This window comes from Zongyangia hominis (assembly GCF_014385095.1).
GTDB lineage: Bacteria > Bacillota > Clostridia > Oscillospirales > Ruminococcaceae > Zongyangia > Zongyangia hominis.
This window is the reverse complement of the sequence record NZ_JACRTC010000007.1, coordinates 12112-30147: the sequence shown is the minus strand read 5'-3', so window position 1 is coordinate 30147 and position 18036 is coordinate 12112. Positions and strand designations below refer to the sequence as shown.

At 56.7% G+C, this 18036-nt stretch carries 20 protein-coding genes; 10 read left to right on the top strand and 10 right to left on the bottom strand.

Going from position 1 to position 18036, the window contains the following annotated elements; translation table 11 throughout:
* Positions 1 to 2: 2 nt before the first annotated feature.
* Positions 3 to 128: a hypothetical protein gene (locus tag H8709_RS09885; RefSeq protein ID WP_262398214.1), complete on the bottom strand. Its 126-nt coding sequence runs from the start codon at positions 126 to 128 to the stop codon at positions 3 to 5.
* A complete protein-coding gene (gene trhA / locus H8709_RS09880; protein ID WP_262398213.1) occupies positions 125 to 625 on the bottom strand; it encodes a PAQR family membrane homeostasis protein TrhA in 501 nt (166 codons plus the stop codon). The genes H8709_RS09885 and trhA overlap by 4 nt, the downstream gene beginning before the upstream one ends.
* Before the next feature lie 187 nt (positions 626 to 812).
* Between trhA and H8709_RS09875 the strand changes: the two genes are divergently transcribed.
* Entirely contained in the window at positions 813 to 1391 is a 579-nt protein-coding gene (locus H8709_RS09875) for a DUF1836 domain-containing protein (protein WP_262398212.1), read from the top strand.
* Between the two features lie 207 nt (positions 1392 to 1598).
* Here H8709_RS09875 and H8709_RS09870 read toward each other — a convergent pair whose 3' ends face one another.
* On the bottom strand, positions 1599 to 2210 hold the full coding sequence (locus H8709_RS09870; protein WP_262398211.1) for a manganese efflux pump: 612 nt from the start codon (positions 2208 to 2210) through the stop codon (positions 1599 to 1601).
* Positions 2211 to 2597: 387 nt separating this feature from the next.
* Between H8709_RS09870 and H8709_RS09865 the strand changes: the two genes are divergently transcribed.
* Positions 2598 to 3464 (top strand): GDSL-type esterase/lipase family protein, encoded by an 867-nt coding sequence (locus tag H8709_RS09865; protein WP_262398210.1) that lies wholly within the window; start codon positions 2598 to 2600, stop codon positions 3462 to 3464.
* Positions 3465 to 3543: 79 nt separating this feature from the next.
* On the opposite strand, the gene H8709_RS09860 is transcribed toward H8709_RS09865, so the two are convergent.
* From H8709_RS09860 to H8709_RS09845, 4 genes are all read right to left on the bottom strand, one after another.
* Positions 3544 to 4698: an iron-containing alcohol dehydrogenase gene (locus H8709_RS09860; RefSeq protein WP_262398209.1), complete on the bottom strand. Its 1155-nt coding sequence runs from the start codon at positions 4696 to 4698 to the stop codon at positions 3544 to 3546.
* Positions 4699 to 5101: 403 nt separating this feature from the next.
* Positions 5102 to 5806: an RICIN domain-containing protein gene (locus tag H8709_RS09855; RefSeq protein WP_262398208.1), complete on the bottom strand. Its 705-nt coding sequence runs from the start codon at positions 5804 to 5806 to the stop codon at positions 5102 to 5104.
* Between the two features lie 79 nt (positions 5807 to 5885).
* Positions 5886 to 6164 carry a hypothetical protein gene (locus tag H8709_RS09850; RefSeq protein WP_262398207.1) on the bottom strand — a complete coding sequence of 93 codons (279 nt, stop codon included), beginning with the start codon at positions 6162 to 6164 and terminating at the stop codon, positions 5886 to 5888.
* Between the two features lie 27 nt (positions 6165 to 6191).
* Complete coding sequence (locus H8709_RS09845) at positions 6192 to 6740, bottom strand: TIGR01440 family protein (protein ID WP_262398206.1); 549 nt, start codon at positions 6738 to 6740, stop codon at positions 6192 to 6194.
* A 198-nt stretch (positions 6741 to 6938) separates the two neighbouring features.
* Between H8709_RS09845 and H8709_RS09840 the strand changes: the two genes are divergently transcribed.
* Positions 6939 to 7595 (top strand): HAD family hydrolase, encoded by a 657-nt coding sequence (locus H8709_RS09840; protein ID WP_262398205.1) that lies wholly within the window; start codon positions 6939 to 6941, stop codon positions 7593 to 7595.
* A 45-nt stretch (positions 7596 to 7640) separates the two neighbouring features.
* Here H8709_RS09840 and H8709_RS09835 read toward each other — a convergent pair whose 3' ends face one another.
* On the bottom strand, positions 7641 to 8228 hold the full coding sequence (locus H8709_RS09835) for an HD domain-containing protein (RefSeq protein WP_392391679.1): 588 nt from the start codon (positions 8226 to 8228) through the stop codon (positions 7641 to 7643).
* Positions 8229 to 8379: 151 nt separating this feature from the next.
* Between H8709_RS09835 and H8709_RS09830 the strand changes: the two genes are divergently transcribed.
* Positions 8380 to 9177, top strand: a complete 798-nt coding sequence (locus H8709_RS09830) for a putative ABC transporter permease (RefSeq protein WP_262398203.1) — start codon at positions 8380 to 8382, stop codon at positions 9175 to 9177.
* 39 nt (positions 9178 to 9216) lie between these two features.
* Here the strand turns inward: H8709_RS09830 and H8709_RS09825 are convergent, their stop codons facing one another.
* The gene (locus H8709_RS09825; protein WP_262398202.1) at positions 9217 to 9855 is read right to left on the bottom strand and encodes a glycerol-3-phosphate acyltransferase; all 639 of its coding nucleotides are present in this window, start codon (positions 9853 to 9855) and stop codon (positions 9217 to 9219) included.
* Between the two features lie 72 nt (positions 9856 to 9927).
* Positions 9928 to 11097 carry an MGDG synthase family glycosyltransferase gene (locus tag H8709_RS09820; RefSeq protein WP_262398201.1) on the bottom strand — a complete coding sequence of 390 codons (1170 nt, stop codon included), beginning with the start codon at positions 11095 to 11097 and terminating at the stop codon, positions 9928 to 9930.
* Positions 11098 to 11231: 134 nt separating this feature from the next.
* On the opposite strand from H8709_RS09820, the gene H8709_RS09815 reads away from it, so the two are divergent.
* The 6 genes from H8709_RS09815 to H8709_RS09790 all read left to right on the top strand — a co-directional run bounded on the left by H8709_RS09815 (position 11232) and on the right by H8709_RS09790 (position 18035).
* Complete coding sequence (locus H8709_RS09815) at positions 11232 to 12866, top strand: PucR family transcriptional regulator (protein ID WP_262398200.1); 1635 nt, start codon at positions 11232 to 11234, stop codon at positions 12864 to 12866.
* A gap of 263 nt (positions 12867 to 13129) precedes the next feature.
* A complete protein-coding gene (locus tag H8709_RS09810; protein ID WP_262398199.1) occupies positions 13130 to 14416 on the top strand; it encodes a cytosine permease in 1287 nt (428 codons plus the stop codon).
* A 102-nt stretch (positions 14417 to 14518) separates the two neighbouring features.
* Positions 14519 to 15343, top strand: coding sequence for a nitrilase-related carbon-nitrogen hydrolase (locus H8709_RS09805; protein ID WP_262398198.1), 825 nt, complete (start codon positions 14519 to 14521; stop codon positions 15341 to 15343).
* A 12-nt stretch (positions 15344 to 15355) separates the two neighbouring features.
* A complete protein-coding gene (locus tag H8709_RS09800) occupies positions 15356 to 16291 on the top strand; it encodes a DUF1177 domain-containing protein (protein WP_262398197.1) in 936 nt (311 codons plus the stop codon).
* A 111-nt stretch (positions 16292 to 16402) separates the two neighbouring features.
* Positions 16403 to 17074 carry an AroM family protein gene (locus H8709_RS09795; RefSeq protein ID WP_262398196.1) on the top strand — a complete coding sequence of 224 codons (672 nt, stop codon included), beginning with the start codon at positions 16403 to 16405 and terminating at the stop codon, positions 17072 to 17074.
* 13 nt (positions 17075 to 17087) lie between these two features.
* On the top strand, positions 17088 to 18035 hold the full coding sequence (locus tag H8709_RS09790) for an aminopeptidase (RefSeq protein ID WP_262398195.1): 948 nt from the start codon (positions 17088 to 17090) through the stop codon (positions 18033 to 18035).
* Position 18036: the final 1 nt, after the last annotated feature.

The following is an 18036-nucleotide window of genomic DNA, read 5'->3' as shown; positions in this document are numbered from 1 at the left end:
GATTACAGGACGATATAAAAAAGGATGGCGAGGAAGTGGAAGAAGCTGCCCAGCATGACGAAGATGTGGAAGACTTCGTGAAAGCCGAAGCGGCGGAAGATATTGGGCTTTTTGAGGGCGTAAATCACGCCCCCACCGTGTAGAAGACGCCGCCAATGACGAGCAGGGCGATGGCGCCGGGCTGCATCGCCCGCAGGGCGTCCAGATCGTAGACCAAAAACCATCCCATGGCCAGGTAAAGGAGGGTGGAGAGCCAGCGGGGCATGGAAAACCACAAGAGCATCAGCCCGACGCCCAGAATCCCGATGGCCCAGATGAGCGCCGTCATCCAGAGGGCTTTGGCGCCCTGTAAGTAGCAAAGGAAGATGGGGGTATAGGTTCCGGCAATCAGCACATAGATCATGGCGTGGTCCAGCTTGCGCAGACGCAAAGTCCGCTCCGGCGTGGTTTTGACAAAGTGGTAAAGGCTGCTGCATCCATACAGCGCCACCAGGGTAAAACCGAAGATCATCACCGACACCGTCTTGCGGGGACTGGGATGCCCGCAAATGAGGAGTGCGGCTGCCAGGGCCACCGTACCGATGAGGGAGAGCAGCGCCCCATAAAAGTGGGTCTGTGCACTCACCGGATCCCGGGCATTTTTGGAGAAATACGACATGAAGATTACCTCAGAGTTCTTAAAAGTAGTTTTTAAAACCATATATTTTATTTAATGATACCATATGCCCCGAGAAATACAAGGCTTTCTCTTGAAATTTACAAAGTATTCATATAGAATGAAAATAGTCAAAGCCGGGAATGGGGGCGAAATGATGGATATTAACAATGAACAGGTGATGAAAGCGGTGGAACAGGCGGTGGAAACCTCCGATCTGGCGCCCTGGGACATCCCCAATATCGACCTATATATGGACCAGGTCATCACCATCTTTGAGGACACCCTCCGCGGCAACAAACGCCGGGAGGAGGACAAGCTCCTAACAAAGACCATGATCAACAATTACAGCAAGGCGGGGATTGTCCAGCCGGTCAAGGGAAAGAAGTACTCCAAAGACCACATTTTGCAAATGCTGCTCATCTATAATCTCAAACAAACCCTGTCCATTTCGGACATCGAGCGGCTGACGCAGGGGCTCCAGGAGGATGGCCAGCTCCCCGAGCATTTGGCAGAGATTTATGAGGAATTTCTGGAGGAAAAGAAAAAACAGCGGACGGCATTCACCGCTCAGTTTTCCGAGGACATGAAGAGCGCCGCTCCCATAAAAACGCACACCGATCTGTATAAAATCGTCCTCTCTCTTTGTAGTATGTCCAACTTTTTAAAGTTGGCGGCCGAGCGTATCATCGACGACTATTTTGACGTTCCCCAAAAGCGCGCCAAGGAGAAATAAAGAGACGGCCTTTTAAGAAAACTCCAAAGGCATCGTTTGCAGAGGGGAAAAGCGGAAAAAGGCAGATATTTAGTTTTGCCGCCAAACAAGAAGTCCGCCATTGCCGCAAAAGCGGTTTGTCGCCAAGGGGCGGGCGAGCGCTCGCAAAGCATGGGAAAAGGCCAGCCGTTTCGGCTGGCCTTTTTTATGTAGAGGGAAGGACCGGGATTAAAACAGACGGGTAAAAGCCAGGATAATGAGGAGTAGTCCGCCCAACCAGGAGAGGTCGGGGGCCGCTTTGCCACGTAGTTTCTTTCCCAGGGAAAAACCGCCCATCACCACCAAAAACTGCACCGCCGCGTAGATGGCGACGGTCAGCGGCACATTGATAGCGGTCAGGCCGCTGCCGAGGCCGGAGGCCAGAGAGTCCACCGACAGGGCCAGCCCCAGATAGAGGGACTCACGGACGCTTAAATCCTTGGAGTCGTCGGAGTCCGCCTTGGTTTCGTCGAGGAAGATGTCCAGGACAAACTGGACGCCCTGCATTTCAAACCTTACCTGCTTCTGGCCTCTGCGCCGGCGCAGATAGTTTTTGAAAAGCCCTTGAAAAAAGCTGGCAAAGCCGATGAAAAACAGCAACCCGAAACTGATGCCGACACAGACGGCGGGGCTGATAAAGAGGCGAACCACACCGGCGGCGACCAGGGAAAGCACCAAGAATCCGCTTCCCACCAGGCTGATGACCGCCGCCGGGAGCGCTGTGATGCGGATGTTGTTGGTGCCATAGGCGAGACTGGCAATCAGCGCATCGGTGGACAGCGCCAGAACGAGTAAAACCATGGATAGCAAGCGAAACACACCCCTTCCGCAGCGGCGTTTTACAGAAAAAGCCGCTTCCCCATTCTATTCGAGGGGAAGTTTTGTGTTCCTGTGGGAGAGGCTGACGAAAGTTAGAAAAGCAAATTGAAGGTCAAATTTAAGAAAAAAGTGTTTATTCCTGGCGAGGGAAGAGGTATAATAAAAAACAATTGTCGACTCGCAGTGGGTTTATCTCGGGGCATGCCGGGCGCTTTGCCCTCGCGCGCCGGTGCGTCCGTCTTCGAAGCCAATGCCTCTTGTGGAAACGTTAGGATAAGAAAATTTATCAGTGGAAACAGGCAGGCTACCACCGGGATAAATAAGGAATAGGGTCCGCCAAGGAATACCGACGAACAAAAGGAGATCAATATGTCTGCTAATCGTAAAACTTCCCCGCTCCAAATATTTTTACTCATTTTTTGCCTGCTATTGCTGGTTGCCGTCATTGTCTTTGTCATGCTGCATCTCAACAAAGACAGCGCGGATTCGATAGACCCTGCTCCCCAGCAGAGTCAGAGTTCCTCCGCTTCCCTCCAGACGACCCCTACGCCCACCACCCCGGTCACCGAATCCATCCCCGCCCCTGACCCGGCGGACTTCTATGGAGAGGCTCTTCCCAAGAGCGAACCGGTGACGGACAGTTACTTTGACGACGCCTTGTTTGTGGGCGACTCCATCACCACCGGCATTGAAGCCTATGGTGTTATGCCAAACACCACCGTGGTGGCATCCACCGGCATCAATCCCAACACGATCATGTCCTCCCCCGTCATTGAGACGGTAAACGGCACGGTGACCATCCTCGACGCCATGAGCGCCTATCACCCCAAGAAAATTTACATCATGCTCGGCTCCAATGGGGTCCAGTTCATCGGCAAGGAGACCATGATGGAGCTTTACGGCACCTTTGTGGACGCTGTCAAGAACCAGCACCCGGACAGCGTCATCTACCTGCAGTCCATCCTGCCGGTGACCCAGGCCAAGGTCGACGCCAATCCCGACCTGACCAACGAGAAAATCGACGAGTACAATGAGGCGATTATGGCTCTTGCCAAAGAGAAAGAGGTCTACTACCTGAACGTGGGCGAAAGCCTCAAGGACGCCAGCGGCGCCCTGCCAGACGAGGCCAGTCCCAACGACGGCATGCACTTTGGCAAGCCCCGGTACGAAATCTGGATGGCATATCTCAAGTCCCACACCCTGGAGGGGGCCCTGAAAGGCTCCGCCCAAAACTGACAGAAAAAGAGCCGTCCCATATGAGACGGCTCTTTTTTACGAAAACAGGACCGCTCTTTTAGAGCGGTCCTGTTGCTTTTTATTTCCACAGACGGTCGTAGAGCATTTCCATGTCGGCAGGAGTGATCTCCTTGCGGGTATTGGAGGGGCTGCCGCTTTCAAAGGCGTCCTGGGCCATCTTGGGAATGACCTGGTAGAAGGCGTCCTTGTTGATGCCGTATTCTTCCAGAGTGGGGATTTCCAGCGCCTGGGCCAGCTTTGCCACCTGGCAAATGAGGGCTTTAGCCGCTGTCTTGTCATCCACCGATGGGCCGGCCATGCCGCAGGCCCGGGCCAGGAACGCGAAGCGGTCCAGGGCGCCGTCGAGCACGTAGTTGAGACAGGTTTCCAACAGCATGGCGTTGGAAATGCCGTGGGCCACATGGAACAGGGCGCCGATGGGACGGCTCATGCCATGGACGATGGTGACAGAAGAATTGTTGAAGGCGATGCCCGCTTCCAGCGCGGCCAGCGCCATCTGGGTGCGGGCCTCCACGTCGTCGGGATGCTGGAAGGCGGTGAGCAGATACGAGAAGATGCGCTGGACCGCAGAGACGGCGAAGGTGTCGGAAAGGGGCTGGGCCTTTTTGGAGGTGAAGGCCTCAATGGCGTGGGTCAAGGCGTCCATTCCAGTGGCCGCGGTGATCTTGGCCGGGGCGGTCATGGTGAACTGGGGGTCCACAATGGCCAGATCCGGCATGAGGCTGGGACCTTTGAGAAGCATTTTGACGTCATTTTTGGTGTCGGTGATGATGGTAAACTGGGTGGCCTCACTGCCGGTGCCCGCTGTGGTGGGGATGGCCACCATGGGGGCGAGGGGGAAGGTGACGGTCTTACCCATGTAGCTTGTAATGGAACCGCCGCCCGCCGCCAGCAGGGCGATGGCCTTCATAGAATCCATGGGGCTGCCGCCGCCCACGGCGATAAGAAAATCACACTGCTCGGACTGGTATTGTTTGAGCCCCGCGTCGATCATGGTATCGGCGGGTTCGCTGTTGATGCCGTCGTAGATACTGTAAGGGACGCCCTGGCTTTCTAGCACGTCGGTGACCTTCTTGACATTACCCAGCTTGCACATCATGGCGTCGGTGACGATCAGCGCCTTTTTCCCGAGCCCCGCGATGGTGGCGGCCGCGTCTTCCAACGCGCCGGGACCGCTCACTATTTTGGAGGGGGTGATAAAGAGATGAGACATGGTACACACTCCTGACTCTCTGTTGTTATAAAATTCAGGTTAAGTTTATGTTACTTTCGATTGCAATTATAGTAATATTACCGGATGATGTCAATAAAATTGGCCAAAAATGGGAAGAGGAAGAGCTGAATTCTCCAATTGTGTCAAAGATTGATTATGTGGTGATCACATCTTTGGCGTTTTTGTGCCGCCCATAGGCCCGACCACTCCAGCCGGCGACCGCGCGGGGAGACTATTCCATCAGGCCGCTACCGCTGATGAGAAGCGCCCAGCCGGTGGGGAAGGCGGGCCGGATGCGCTCCAAAGGCTGCGCGCAGTTTCGGAGGGGCTTTTTATCTCCTGTTCCAGAAACGGGAGACGCAAAAAGGCCGCCCGAAATGATCTCGAGCGGCCTCTGGGGTCCTTATTTCTTGGCGGTTTTTGTGGACGGGGTTTTGGCAGGAGCCTTGGGAGCGGCGGGCGCTTTGGGGGCCTCTGCTTTCTTAGACGCGGCCGTCTGGACGGCTTCAGGCTTGCCTTCCGCGTTGGGAGTTTCTACCTTGGCGAAAGAAGTCTTGCTCGTTTTGGAGGCGGGCTTCTTCGCGGTTTTGGATGCGGTCTTGGTGGCCTTCGAGGCGGATTTAGTGGATTTGGCCGCGGGCTTTTTGGCCGCGCTGGGGGCTTTGACAGGCTTGGCGGCTATGGCGCTGAGCAACCAGCGCTGGTTATCGCCGTCGGTGTCCTCCCAGATTTGCAACACAGCGCCGTCCTCTTTGGACATGTCCACGATGTCGACACACTTGCCGGACACCTTGCTTTTGATCTTGTAGCTATCTTCCGCGCTCTCCTCCAGCACCCAAAGCTGGTTGTCCGCGTCCGCATCGGCAAACTGGCAGATCCGCACGCCGTTGTCAGTGCCGGACAGGGTGGCGTCCAGGACCTTGCCGGAAGATTTATTGGCGAGTTTGTAACAGTCGCCGGCGCTCACCAGCTTCCACTGCTGGCTGTCTTTATCGGCGGGGGCAAACAGGGCGACGGTTTCATCCTGTGCGGCTTCCATGGCCTTGCCGCTCTCCTTGGAAATGAGCTGATAATATGTATCCGCAGCAATCTTCTTTTTTGTCTGCATTTTTAACGCTCCTTCGCTTGCATAGTCTAGCATTCTTGTATTTATTATACCATCTGTATTTTCAAAGTCAATCTTACTTTTATTTCCAGTTAGAAATAAAACGATTTCGTCCACTTTTCACTAAAATCCTTCCACATTTTCGTCTGTTTGCTGTATTCTTCTCACAGCCATATTCATAGGTTCTGCTAAAATGGAGAGCGAAAATGCCGATGATGATGCGGTTTTTGAAGGTTTTTTTCATAGAAGGGACAGGTGAGCGGGCCCGCCAGCCACTTTTCTCAGACAGCCGCTGGCGTACTTTGCGCACCGGTGGGAGGAATATGGGCGGCGGTGCAAAAGAGGGAGGCGTCATTCGCAAGAATGACGCCTCCCTCTTGCATCTTGCTTATAGGAGGTCTTCATTGTAATGGGCTCTGACGCCGCCGATGAATTTCGGTCGGGTCCGGGCCAGAAAAATGGGGGCTTCGCCGATAGAGCGGATGGAGATGCGCAGCGGGACGGCCACCTCTTTGAGATGCATGCCGATGAGGGTCCCGCCGATGTCCAGCCCGGCGTGGGCGCGGATGTGCTCCACCGCCACCGGGCGGTCAAAGCGGTTGTATGCTTGGGTGGCAAAAGCGCCGCCCGCCTTGGGCTGGGGCACCACGTTGACACACTCCAGGCCGTAGGCTTTCGCGCACGCCTCCTCCACGATGAGGGCGCGGTTGAGGTGCTCGCAGCACTGGGCGGCCAGGTAGAGCCCATGGGCTTTGATGACCCGATAGATTTCATCAAACACAGCGGCGGCGGTTTCCACACTGCTCATAGTTCCAATTTTTTCTCCGATGATCTCGCTGCTGGAACAGCCCACCACCACGATGTCCCCCGCCTGGAGCTTCGCCGCGGCGATGAGCTCCTCCAGGGCGGTTTTTGCTTGCTTACGAATCTCTTCCATGCTGACGCACACCCTTCTGATCTCTCTTTACTTATTTTTATTATACTTCCTTTTTTCCCCGCTGTAAATGCACTGGGAAGCGCTAACTTCGGTGGGAAGGTGTGAGAAATCTTTGGCTAAATTGCCATCTGCCCATCCGGGGGCTGTTCCTGTATAATAACAAATGGAATTTGATCACAGGACAAAGAGAGGACGTATATGGCCACATTATTTCACCGTCATGGATGCAAGGCAGTCGTTTTTGATATGGACGGGGTGCTCATCGACTCGGAACCCCTCCATTTCCAAGTGCTTGGAGAGCTGTGCCAATCTTTGGGTTTCACCCTCACCTGGGAGCGCTTTGTCCCTTTTATCGGCAAGGATGAGGTGACCTTCTGGACCTGGGCCATCAGAGAGCACCAGCTGGGTGCGCCCATGCAGGATTATATCCGCACCTATCTGGATAGGCTCAATCGCTTTTTCACATCCACCGCCCACATCCCGCCCATCGACGGGGTGGTGGAGCTCTTGGAGGCGCTCAAGCGGGAGGGCATGGGCATCGGCCTTGCCTCCTCCTCGGCCATCCGGGTCATCGAAGACACCTTGGGGACGCTGGGCATCTCCCAGTATTTTGACGCGCTGGCGGGCGCCGACCAGGTGGGGAAATCCAAGCCCGACCCCGCCGTCTACCGCAAGGCGATGGAGGACTTGGGGGTCGCGCCCAGCGAGTGCGGCGCCATCGAGGACAGCAATTACGGGATGCTGGCGGCCAAAGCGTCTGGAGCCTTCTGTGTGGCCTACCGCAACCCTTCCGCCGGGGAACAGGATCTGTCCATGGCCGACGCGGCGGTGGACTCCCTGCGGGAACTGTTATAAAAGAAAAGAGGGGACGATGGCTTCGTACCCTCTTTTTTGTTGGCGTTATTCCATGGGAAGGTTGCCCTGCAGTCCAATGGCAGGCGCTACCCGGCGCATTCCCTGGATGGTCTCTGCAATGACGTCGCCCAGCTCCCAGCCCATCATCTCAGCGCCCTGCTGGATGACTTCCCGGTTTACACCGGCGGCGAAGCCTTTGGTCTTCATCTTCTTTTTGACGGATTTGACCTCCATGTCCAGCACCGACTTGGACGGGCGAAGGAGCGCGCAGGCGGTGATGAGGCCGGTGAGCTCGTCGACGGTATAGAGCACCTTCTCCATGAAGGCCTCGGGTTTTACATCGCAGCACAGCCCGTAGCCGTGGCTGGCAACGGCGTGGATAATCTCCTCGCCGATTCCGCGCTCCCGGAGAATTTCCTGTACCTTTATGCAGTGCTCCCCGGGGAACTGGTCGTAGTCCAGGTCGTGGAGGAGCCCGACGACGCCCCACTTTTCCGCATCCTCGTTTTGCAGCGCGGCAAAATGGCGCATGACGCCCTCCACGCTGAGGGCGTGGGTGATAAGATGTTCCGTTTTGGTGTATTCGTTGAGGAGGGCGAAGGCGTCCTCCCGGGTGAGTGTTTGCGGCATCATGATCTCTCCTTTGACTCCGTTGTAATTTTTTTCACTGTATACCAAATGCCGGGACTTGTCAAATTGGCTGTCCTGCTGATGGTTGACGAATGGGGGAGATCGTTGTAAGATGATGTCATGAGAAAAGGGAGGCTTTTTCATGCTCCTCGCCATGCGCTATTTTGTCATGTTTATTATGTATAGTTTCTTGGGCTGGGCCTGTGAGGTGGTCTATTGCTCCATTCCCGCCCGCAAATTTATAAACCGCGGCTTTCTGGCCGGACCCATCTGTCCGGTCTATGGCTTCGGCGCCATGATCGTCGTGTATCTCCTGTCGCCGGTGGCGGACAATCCGGTAGCCATTTTAGTCTGCGGCGCCCTCCTGACAAGCGCCCTCGAATATGTGACCTCCTTTTTGCTGGAAAAACTCTTTCACGCCAAGCTTTGGGATTATTCCCACCGCCCCTGGAACATCCACGGCAGGGTTTGCCTGCTCAATTCCACCCTGTTTGGCCTATTGTCCCTAGCGGTCATGGAATTTCTCCACCCCTTTGTCTTGCGCGCCGTCACATCCCTGAACAACCGGTGGCTGATGATCATGGGAAGCGCTCTGTTCATTGCGCTGGCGGTGGATACGGTGATCACTGTGAGGGCCATGCTCCTGATGAGCCGGAAAATTGAACAGCTCCATCAGACGATGGAGGAGATGCGGGAAAAGTTCACCGACCACACCTGGGAACAGGGGCTGCTGTTGCGGGAGCGGTTGGATGAATGGACATCCCAGCGTCAGGCCATCGGCGGCGATTTAGCCAAGAAGCTGGAGGGTTACCGGGAACGCATCCATCAAACGATTTTGACCCATCATTTGGGACAGCGCCGCCTGCTCAAAGCTTTCCCCCAGTTGAAATTTGTCCGTCATCCGGAAGCGCTGGGTATTCTTAAAGATGTATTGTTAAACCACAAAAAGTAGGAAGAAAGCGCCCCGGGATTTTTCCCGGGGCGCTTTTGATCAGGATACATGCTTGGGCAGCCTTTTCCTCCTACCGAACAGGGAAACTTGGAAGTGAGAGGGGGAAAACTCCCGGGGAGACAGGTGTTTTGCAATGACCACAGCCGAGATGAGGAGCCCTCCCGCCACAAAGGAGTGAAAGGGGACCACCAACAGGGAGAAGAGCGAATAGCAGGAAAAAGAGACAATCACCCTGCAACTGTGGGGCTGGATGACAAGGACGAGGGAGAAGAAGAGGAAGGCGGCCGCCAGATACCAGACCATGGCGGTGCGAAAGCACAGGGCCAGCAGGACGCCGAAGCTGACGGCGATGGATTTGCCGCCGTGCCCTTTCATCAGCGGGGAGAAGGCGTGGCCCAGCACCGGGGCGGCCATGATGAGGGCAAAGGAAATCCGGTAGGGATTGACCCGGCCCAAGGCCAACAGCACCGGGAGAAAGCCTTTGGCCATATCGAGCAGGAGACAGACGACGCCAAGGCCCGGTCCACTGAGCTTAAAGACATTGGCGGTGCCGGGGTTGTGATCGTCGCTTTCTTCGACGATATCCACCCGGCGTAAGAGCCGGGGCAGCAGGGCGCTATAAAGGATGCTGCCGGAGAGAAAGCCGGTGATGGTAAAAAATGTGAAAGTCCAGGCCATGGAGGCTGCCTCCCTTCATTTAAAACAACGCAGATGTAAAAGGGCGAAAGCAAGTCGGTTTCGAAAAGGTTGTCATTCGATCAGCGCCGCGGCCAGATCGCAGATTTGTCCGGCGGCGTGGACGTTGGTGTGGGCCCGCTGGGCCTGCTGCATCCTTCTGCGCACATCTGGGTCTGTGGTCACAAGCTGGGCAAAATCCAGCTGGCGCTCGATACTTTCGTCATAAAAGGACATACCGCGCTCGGAGAAAAAGCGGGCGTTTTTGGTTTCACAGCCGGGAATGGGGCTGGTATGGATAAGGGGTATCTGTTTGACGGCGGCCTCGGTGCTGGTGAGCCCGCCGGGTTTTGAGAACAGGACGTCGGCCGCATCCATATAAAGGCTCACCTGAGGCGTGAACGGCTGCACACGCACGTGGGGACAGCTGGCAAACTGGTTTTTTAACCGGTCGATCAGACTGTCGTTATTGCCGCACAGGATGACCACCGTCACCCGTTCCCCGTGGCGGCGCAAAATGGCCGCGGTCAATTCCCCCAACTTGCCAAAACCCATGCTGCCCGACATGAGTAGGTAGATGGGCCCCTCCTGTCGCAGATGGAGGGTGTGCCGGGCAAAGGAACGTTCTACGTGTTGGGAAAAGCAGTCCCGCACCGGGATTCCCAAGGGGATGAGCTTTTCTTTCGGCAACCCCTTCTTCTCGAATTCATCCAGCAAGTCCCGGTGGGGGAGGATGTAGCGGTCAAGCTGGGTTTCCTCCCAGAAGGGGATGCAGGTATAGTCGGTGGCGATAGCTACGGTTTTGACCCGCAGCCGCCCTTCGGCCTTGAGGCTGGTGAGTACCTCCGCTGCGAATAGGTGGGAGGTGATGACGACATCGAACTGATGCTGGGAGAGATATGTATCAATCTCTTGGCGGTAGAGCCGGTTCATAAAATAAACCGGGGATTTATGCCGGTTATTGCTGATGGCGGTGCCGGCGGCATAGAGAAAACGGAAGATGCCGGGCAACCGGGTAGAGCCCACATAACAGCTGGAAACCACCTTTGAGGTGCGTTCCCCGGCCAGGGAAAGGGCGTCCACAAATTCACAGTGAACATGCCGGGATTTGAGCTTTTCATAGACCGCCCGGGCCGCCGCGTTGTGTCCCTCGCCTGTATTGCAGGAAAGAACGAGCGCTTTGATGGGAAACGCCTCCTTTACATTTGTTTCAAAATATGAAATACTAAATACAGTATAGCACATCTGGACGGAAAAGGAAAAAATCTTATGGTTTTCGTCAGATTTTTTGGATAATATGCGGCAAAAAACGGCAAAGACCATGCTGTATTTGGAAAAAGCGTGCGGCAAGTGCGCTTTTTCGACAAGGGGGAAATGAAATGGAAGTGACGGTCGCGGACGCGCTGAAAATCGGGGCGCTCAAAGAATGCAAGCTCATCGGCGGCAAGATGGGGGTAGACCGGAAAATCAGCTGGGTGGACACCATGGAAATCCCCAATATATCGCCGTGGTTAAAAAAGAACGAACTGCTCATCACCACCGGCTACGCCATCAAAAACGACGCCGGGGCCCTCATCGGCCTATTGCGCGATATGGCCCAGGTGCAGGCGGCGGGCCTTGCGATCAAGACCCGCTTTCTGGGCGGTTTTTCCCAGGAGATTATCGAGCTCGCGAATGAGCTCGCCCTGCCGCTCATCGAAATTCCACCCGAAATCCCGTTTGTGGACATCACCCACCCACTGATGAAGGCGCTGGTGGACGAGCACAACAGCAAACTGGAATTTTCAGAGCGGATGAACGCCAAGTTTATGGAGCTGGAGCTCAACGCCGGCGGATTCGAGAGCATCGCCCAGATGCTCTCCAACCTCATCAGCCTGCCGGTGATCATTACCAGCCCCTACTTTGAGGTGCTGGCCCGGTCCGACGCCCCCGGCTGGAACGCGCCGGACGATCTCATCGTCCAGGGGGAATTTTCCCCGCGATTGAGCGATGAGATCGTCTCCCAGGTCCACGGCTGTGACATCTCCCGCCAGCTGACAGGGCCCGGCGGTATCCAGATGCTCATCCGCAGCGCCGTGGTGAAACGGCAGGTCTGCGGGTATATCTTTGTCCTCTTTACCGGCCAGGGGCCCGACGACATGCAGCTCATCGCCCTCAACCACGCCGCCACCAGTGTGGCCCTGGAGTTTTCCAAGCTCCAGATGCTGGAGGACAATACCCGCATCATGGACTCCAACCTCTTCATTGACCTGATGACCGGCAACATCAAACTGACCGATGAGGCCGACTACCGGGCCCAGATGTTGCGCTGGCCCGGGGCGCCGCTGCGCATCGCGGTGGCGGATATTGACGACTTTGAGCGGGACATCGCCCAGATGGAGGAGGAGGACATCCAAAAGCTCAAGGAGGACATCAGCGGCAGTATCAAAAAGCGGCTGCTCAGCCGGGGTATCGGCTGCACCGTCATCGTCAAGAGCGACAGTTTTACCTGCCTGATGTCCGACGTCTACGACAAGGCCCAGCTTATCGCCGCATTTTCGGACATTGTCACCAGGATGCAGCAAATTTATGGGATAAAAGCGACCGTCGGTATCTCAGAAACCTGCCGGGAGTACATCCAGATTCCCGCCTCCTACGAGGAAGCCCGGGACGCCATCGCCATAGGCAGAATGCCCAATATCCGGCGCAGTGTGGTGGATATCGGCGATGTCCGGCTGGAGCAGGCGCTCTACAAAAGCGCCGGTTCCCCCTACTTCCGCCGCTTTGTGGGGGAAACCATCGGACAGTTGGAGGAATACGACAAGGCAAACGGCACCCGGCTCATCAACACCCTGGACGTGCTGGTGAAAAACATGGGAGCCAGGAATAAAACGGCGGAAGATCTGTTTTTGCATCGAAACACCCTGTCCAATAAGATCAAAAAGATTGAAAAAATCACGGGATATCATTTGTCAAAGAGCGAGGACCTCTTTCATCTGGGGCTGGCGCTCAAAATCCGATACTTTGTGCGATAGGGAAGATGGAGCGGTCAGGGGAGAGCGGCTCTTGTTTTCCCAGGAAATGAGGGCGGGCACAATCGAAAAGCAAACAGCGGAGAATATGCAACTTGCACATTCTCCGCAGATTTTTCCATTCGTGGTGAACATCGACAGGATCCCCCCTCCATGCTATACTTAGCTTATACAATGTACGAGTGAAGGACATTTGTCCGCTAGAGAAAGATCGAAAGTTCACCGTCATTGCAGGAGCTTTTATATTAACAAGGAGGGAATTACTTATGGCAGTAGATCAAGTTTTAAACGATTTTAGTACCACCGCGGTTCCTGCGGAAAAGACAAAAAGCTGGCTCTCCATGGGCCTCATCTGGGCCGGCGTCGGCATTAGCTTGGGTATGATTGTCACCGGCGGCACCATGGGCACGGGGCTGAGCTTCCAGCAGGCCGTGCTGGCGGCCTTTATCGGTGGCGCCGTGCTGGCGTTGGTTACCTCTCTGTGCGGCATCGTCGGCGCAAAGACCGGCCTTTCCACCGCCATGATCAGCCAGTTTACCTTCGGTAAGGTGGCCATCATTGTCATCGCTTTGATTCAGGCTTTCGGTTCCTACGGATGGTTCGGCGTACAGCTGGGACTGTTCGGCAACACGGCGGCCACCGCCTGGGAAATGGTCTTCCATTCGGCGGCGTCCCCCATCATCTGCATCATCATCGGCGGCATCTGCATGATCCTGTCCTCCACCTTCGGCTATAAGGGCCTGGATCTGCTCAGTAAAATCGCGGTGCCTCTGCTGATGGTCCTGCTTCTCGCTTCCGTCTGGAAGGTCACCGACACCATGTCCTGGACCCAGATTTGGAACATGCAGGGCACTGGCGAACCCATCACCGTGGGCTACGGCATCTCGGTGGCGGTTGCTTCCTTCATCGTCGGCGCGGTTGTGGCCCCCGACGTCTCCCGCTACGCAAAGACACCCAAAGGCACCATCGGCGCTTCCGTGCTGGCCTTTGTCATCGTCGTTCCCCTTATGCTCGTCATCGGCATCCTGACCTCCCAGGCCACCGGCGAATGGGATATCGTCCAGATCATGCTGAAACTGGGTTGGGGCCTTGCCGCTCTGGTCGTGCTGCTGCTGGCGCAGTGGACCTCCAACGACAATAACCTCTATTGCTCCGCGTTGGGCTTTGCCGTTGTCTTTAAGAAAATGAAGAAATACCAGCTGACCATCCTGGCCGGCATCATCGGTATCGTCCTGGCCCTCACCGGCATCTATGAGAACATCACCACCTTCCTCAACTACCTGGGCGTTCTGATTCCTCCCATGGGCGGCGTCATCATGTCCGACTTCTACTTCTTTAACTCCCAGTTCTATGAGGAAAAATATATCGATAAGATCCGTAAAATCAATATCCCGGCTTGCACCTCCTGGATCATCGGTTCCATCGTATCCTATTTGACCACCTACACGCCCTTTACCCTGACCACCGCGCCCGCTATCGACGGCCTGCTGGTTGCCTTCATCGTTCACTTTGTCTGGATGAAGATTAAGAAACAGGATACGATCATCGGCTAAAAGAGCAGTCTTCATTATCATGTCTCCAAAGAAAACGGGTTGCCGCGATGTATCGTCGCGAAGGCCCGTTTTCTTAACGAATAAAGAAAAGAGGTAACGACCATGAACCGCAACGTGACATTGGGTCTTGTACAGATGGACTGCAAAATGATGGACAAAGCAGCCAATGTGGAAAAGGCTCTACAGTATATGGAAGAAGCGGCCCAGAAGGGCGTAGATTTGATCTGTTTCCCCGAGATGTTTTCCACTGGATACAGCCCCGACATCATCGGCAACCGCTATGGGGAGCTGGCCGAGGACCCGGACGGCGAAACCTTCCAGAAGCTTTCCGAGAGCGCAAAAAAGCACAGGATGTATGTGGTGGCGCCCATCGTCCTCAACAGCGATATCCCCGGCGTCCTCTATAACGGGCTCATCGTCATCGACCGGGACGGCAAGCTGATGGGCACCTACAACAAGACCCATCTCTGGGCCGGAGAGCGGTATTACTTCCGCCCGGGCTATGAGTATCCGGTGTTCGAGATGGACTTCGGCAAGGTGGGTCTCATGATCTGCTACGACGGCGGCTTCCCGGAAGTATCCAGAATCCTAACCCTCAACGGCGCGGAGCTCATCCTCTGCCCCTCCGCTTTCCCCATCTGGGACAAGGACATGTGGGACATCTACTTCATGTCCCGCTCGCTGGAAAACGCCTGCTTTGTAGCCGGCATCAACCGGGTGGGCGTGGAAGGTAAGTGCAGCATGTTCGGCGACAACAAGGTCTTTAATCCCCGGGGCAAGCTGCTGGCCGAGGCCGGTGTGGATACGGAAGAGCTGCTGGTGTGCACCATCGATTTGGATGAAGTGGCCGAGTTCCGCGAAAAAGGGGTCATCTACCTCAAGGACCGCCGCCCCACCTCCTACGGCAGGCTCACCGAAGAATATTAAGGAGGGAAAAGCATGTTAATCAAACAGCTCATCGAGCTTTATGAAGTGCTGGACGCTTCCGACGCCAGCGGCGAGAAGGCCAAGACCTACCTGCGGACCATCGCCCCCGACTGCGATGTCCAAGTCTACCCGCTGGAAGGCCCACAGGGCAAAACCGACATGATCAAGGTCCGCATCCCAGGTAAAAACGGCAAGGTGGCGGGGGGGAGCGCCCCCACCATCGGCCTGCTGGGCCGTCTGGGCGGACTGGGCGCCAGACCGGAACGCATCGGCTTTGTGTCGGACGGCGACGGCGCGCTCATTGCGCTGGCGCTGGCGGCGAAGCTCCTCGATATGCAGAAAAAGGGCGACGTGCTCGAGGGGGACGTCTTTATCTCCACCCACATCTGCCCCAACGCGCCCACCCAGCCCCACAAGCCGGTGCCCTTCATGGGCTCCCCAGTGGAAATGAGTCAGGTCAACCGGGAAGAAGTGACCCCGGAACTGGATGCCATCCTCTGTGTGGACACCACCAAGGGCAACCGCATCATCAATCACCGCGGCTTCGCCATCTCCCCCACCGTCAAGGAGGGCTATATTCTCAAGGTGAGCGAGTCGCTTCTTGACATCATGCAGATTACCACCGGCCAACTGCCCCAGGTGTTCGCTCTGGCCACCCAGGACATCACCCCCTACGGCAACGGGCTGTATCATCTCAACAGCATCCTCCAGCCCTGCACCGCCACCGACGCGCCGGTGGTGGGGGTGGCCATCGTCACCGAGACGGCGGTCCCCGGCTGCGCCACCGGTGCCAGCCACATCACCGACATGGAGGAGGCCGCCCGCTTCATGCTGGAGGTCGCCAAGGCCTTCGGACGGGGCGAATGCAGCTTCTACGACGAGGAGGAGTATCAAAAGATGCTCTCTTTGTACGGCTCCATGAAACATTTGCAGACCCAAGGGAAATAGGACCGGACGAGCGCGCCGCATCGCCTTCCCCAAAACAACAGCAGGCCGGGAGGATTCCCGGCCTGTCTCCATTGGAGGGTTGGCGCTCAGTGTGAGAAGGAGGAAGCGAATATGATTAAAGTAGGAGCCATCACGGTGGGCCAGGCCCCTCGGGTGGATGTGACCAAGGACATTCTCCCCATCCTGGGAGAGAACATCGAGCTCATCCAGGCGGGAGCCCTGGATGGGATGAGCAAAGAGGAACTCAAAGGCATCGAGCCCCAAGAGGGGGACTATGTGCTGGTCTCCCGGCTGCGGGACGGCAGCTCTGTCCGGTTTGCCGAGCGGCATATCCTGCCCCGCCTGCAGGCGGCCATCGACAAGCTGACGGCGGAGGGCGCGGAGCTCATTCTCATGCTCTGCACCGGGGAATTCCCCCCCGAACTGCGGGCCGAAGTGCCCCTCCTTTACCCCTGCCGCCTCCTCGACGGCATCGTGCCCGCCGTGGCGCCCCGGGGCAGGATTGGGGTGGTGGTGCCCGACATCTCCCAGAAGGAGCAGAATATCCGCCGCTGGGACGGCATCGTGAGCGAAGTCACCGTGGCGGCGGCCTCGCCCTACGCGGACATGGCGGGCATTAAAGCCGTGGCTGGGGAGCTGCGGGCGCTGGACGTGGATGTGCTCATCCTCGACTGCATCGGCTACACCCAGGAGATGAAAGAGCTCTTGCGAAAAGAGACGGGCAAAAAAATTCTGCTGCCCCGCACCGTGCTGGCGCGGGTGGTGCGGGAGCTTGTGGACTAAAGGGGGAAAAGAAATGACACTCGCTGAAAGAGCGAAAAAAATACTTGTCGACTGCATGGGGGTGCGGGAAGGGGAGCAGGTCCTCATCGTCACCGACGACGTCAAGGAAAAGATCGGCAGAAGCCTCTATGAGGCGGCCCGATCCCTGGGCGCCGAGGCGCTTCTGATGCAGATGGGGGAGCGGGAAGTCTCCGGACAGGAGCCGCCCAGCGCCGTGGCCCAGGCCATGAAGGCGGCGGACGTGGTGCTGGCCCCCACGGCCAAGTCTTTAACCCACACCAACGCCCGGATTGCGGCGGTGAAGGCGGGGGCGCGCATCGCCACCATGCCCGACATCACGGAGGCGATGTTCGAGGGGGGCGCCATGTGCGCCGATTACGGCGAGGTGGAGCGGCTGACCTTAAAGCTCACCGAAATGCTGACCCAGGCCAAGTCCGCCAAAATCGTCAAGGACGGCCGCACCCTGACCCTGAGCTTGGAGGGACGCAAGGGAATCCCCAGCACCGGCGTCTATAAACAGCCGGGCCAGGCGGGGAATCTGCCTTCGGGGGAAGCGTACATCGCGCCCCGGGAGGACGGCTGCGAGGGGGAAATGTGCATCGACGGATCCATGGTGGGCGTCGGTCTCCTCGACGAGCCGCTGTATGTGAAAATTGAGGACGGAAAGCTCAAAGAAATCACGGGGAAGCACAGCGATAAGGTCGCCTTTCTCACCGAGGATGAGCACAGCGCCACCGTCGGTGAGCTGGGCATCGGCACCAACCGGGGGGCGCGGCTGTGCGGCGCAATCTTAGAGGACGAAAAGGTGTACGGCACCGTTCACATCGCCTTTGGCACCAATACTTCCTTCGGCGGCGTCAACAAGGCGTCCTGTCACCTGGACGGCGTGATCACGGCTCCCGATCTCTACCTGGACGGCCGTCTGGTTCTCAGCCGCGGCGCCTTTGTGGAGGGGGAATGAC

Excerpts from the sequence above, each read along its gene's own strand:
- H8709_RS09875 (WP_262398212.1), top strand. The coding sequence starts at position 813 with ATGGATATTAACAATGAACAGGTGATGAAAGCGGTGGAACAGGCGGTG.
- H8709_RS09870 (WP_262398211.1), bottom strand. The coding sequence starts at position 2,210 with ATGGTTTTACTCGTTCTGGCGCTGTCCACCGATGCGCTGATTGCCAGT.
- H8709_RS09865 (WP_262398210.1), top strand. The coding sequence starts at position 2,598 with ATGTCTGCTAATCGTAAAACTTCCCCGCTCCAAATATTTTTACTCATT.
- H8709_RS09860 (WP_262398209.1), bottom strand. The coding sequence starts at position 4,698 with ATGTCTCATCTCTTTATCACCCCCTCCAAAATAGTGAGCGGTCCCGGC.
- H8709_RS09855 (WP_262398208.1), bottom strand. The coding sequence starts at position 5,806 with ATGCAGACAAAAAAGAAGATTGCTGCGGATACATATTATCAGCTCATT.
- H8709_RS09845 (WP_262398206.1), bottom strand. The coding sequence starts at position 6,740 with ATGGAAGAGATTCGTAAGCAAGCAAAAACCGCCCTGGAGGAGCTCATC.
- H8709_RS09840 (WP_262398205.1), top strand. The coding sequence starts at position 6,939 with ATGGCCACATTATTTCACCGTCATGGATGCAAGGCAGTCGTTTTTGAT.
- H8709_RS09835 (WP_392391679.1), bottom strand. The coding sequence starts at position 8,228 with ATGATGCCGCAAACACTCACCCGGGAGGACGCCTTCGCCCTCCTCAAC.
- H8709_RS09830 (WP_262398203.1), top strand. The coding sequence starts at position 8,380 with ATGCGCTATTTTGTCATGTTTATTATGTATAGTTTCTTGGGCTGGGCC.
- H8709_RS09825 (WP_262398202.1), bottom strand. The coding sequence starts at position 9,855 with ATGGCCTGGACTTTCACATTTTTTACCATCACCGGCTTTCTCTCCGGC.
- H8709_RS09820 (WP_262398201.1), bottom strand. The coding sequence starts at position 11,097 with ATGTGCTATACTGTATTTAGTATTTCATATTTTGAAACAAATGTAAAG.
- H8709_RS09815 (WP_262398200.1), top strand. The coding sequence starts at position 11,232 with ATGGAAGTGACGGTCGCGGACGCGCTGAAAATCGGGGCGCTCAAAGAA.
- H8709_RS09810 (WP_262398199.1), top strand. The coding sequence starts at position 13,130 with ATGGCAGTAGATCAAGTTTTAAACGATTTTAGTACCACCGCGGTTCCT.
- H8709_RS09805 (WP_262398198.1), top strand. The coding sequence starts at position 14,519 with ATGAACCGCAACGTGACATTGGGTCTTGTACAGATGGACTGCAAAATG.
- H8709_RS09800 (WP_262398197.1), top strand. The coding sequence starts at position 15,356 with ATGTTAATCAAACAGCTCATCGAGCTTTATGAAGTGCTGGACGCTTCC.
- H8709_RS09795 (WP_262398196.1), top strand. The coding sequence starts at position 16,403 with ATGATTAAAGTAGGAGCCATCACGGTGGGCCAGGCCCCTCGGGTGGAT.
- H8709_RS09790 (WP_262398195.1), top strand. The coding sequence starts at position 17,088 with ATGACACTCGCTGAAAGAGCGAAAAAAATACTTGTCGACTGCATGGGG.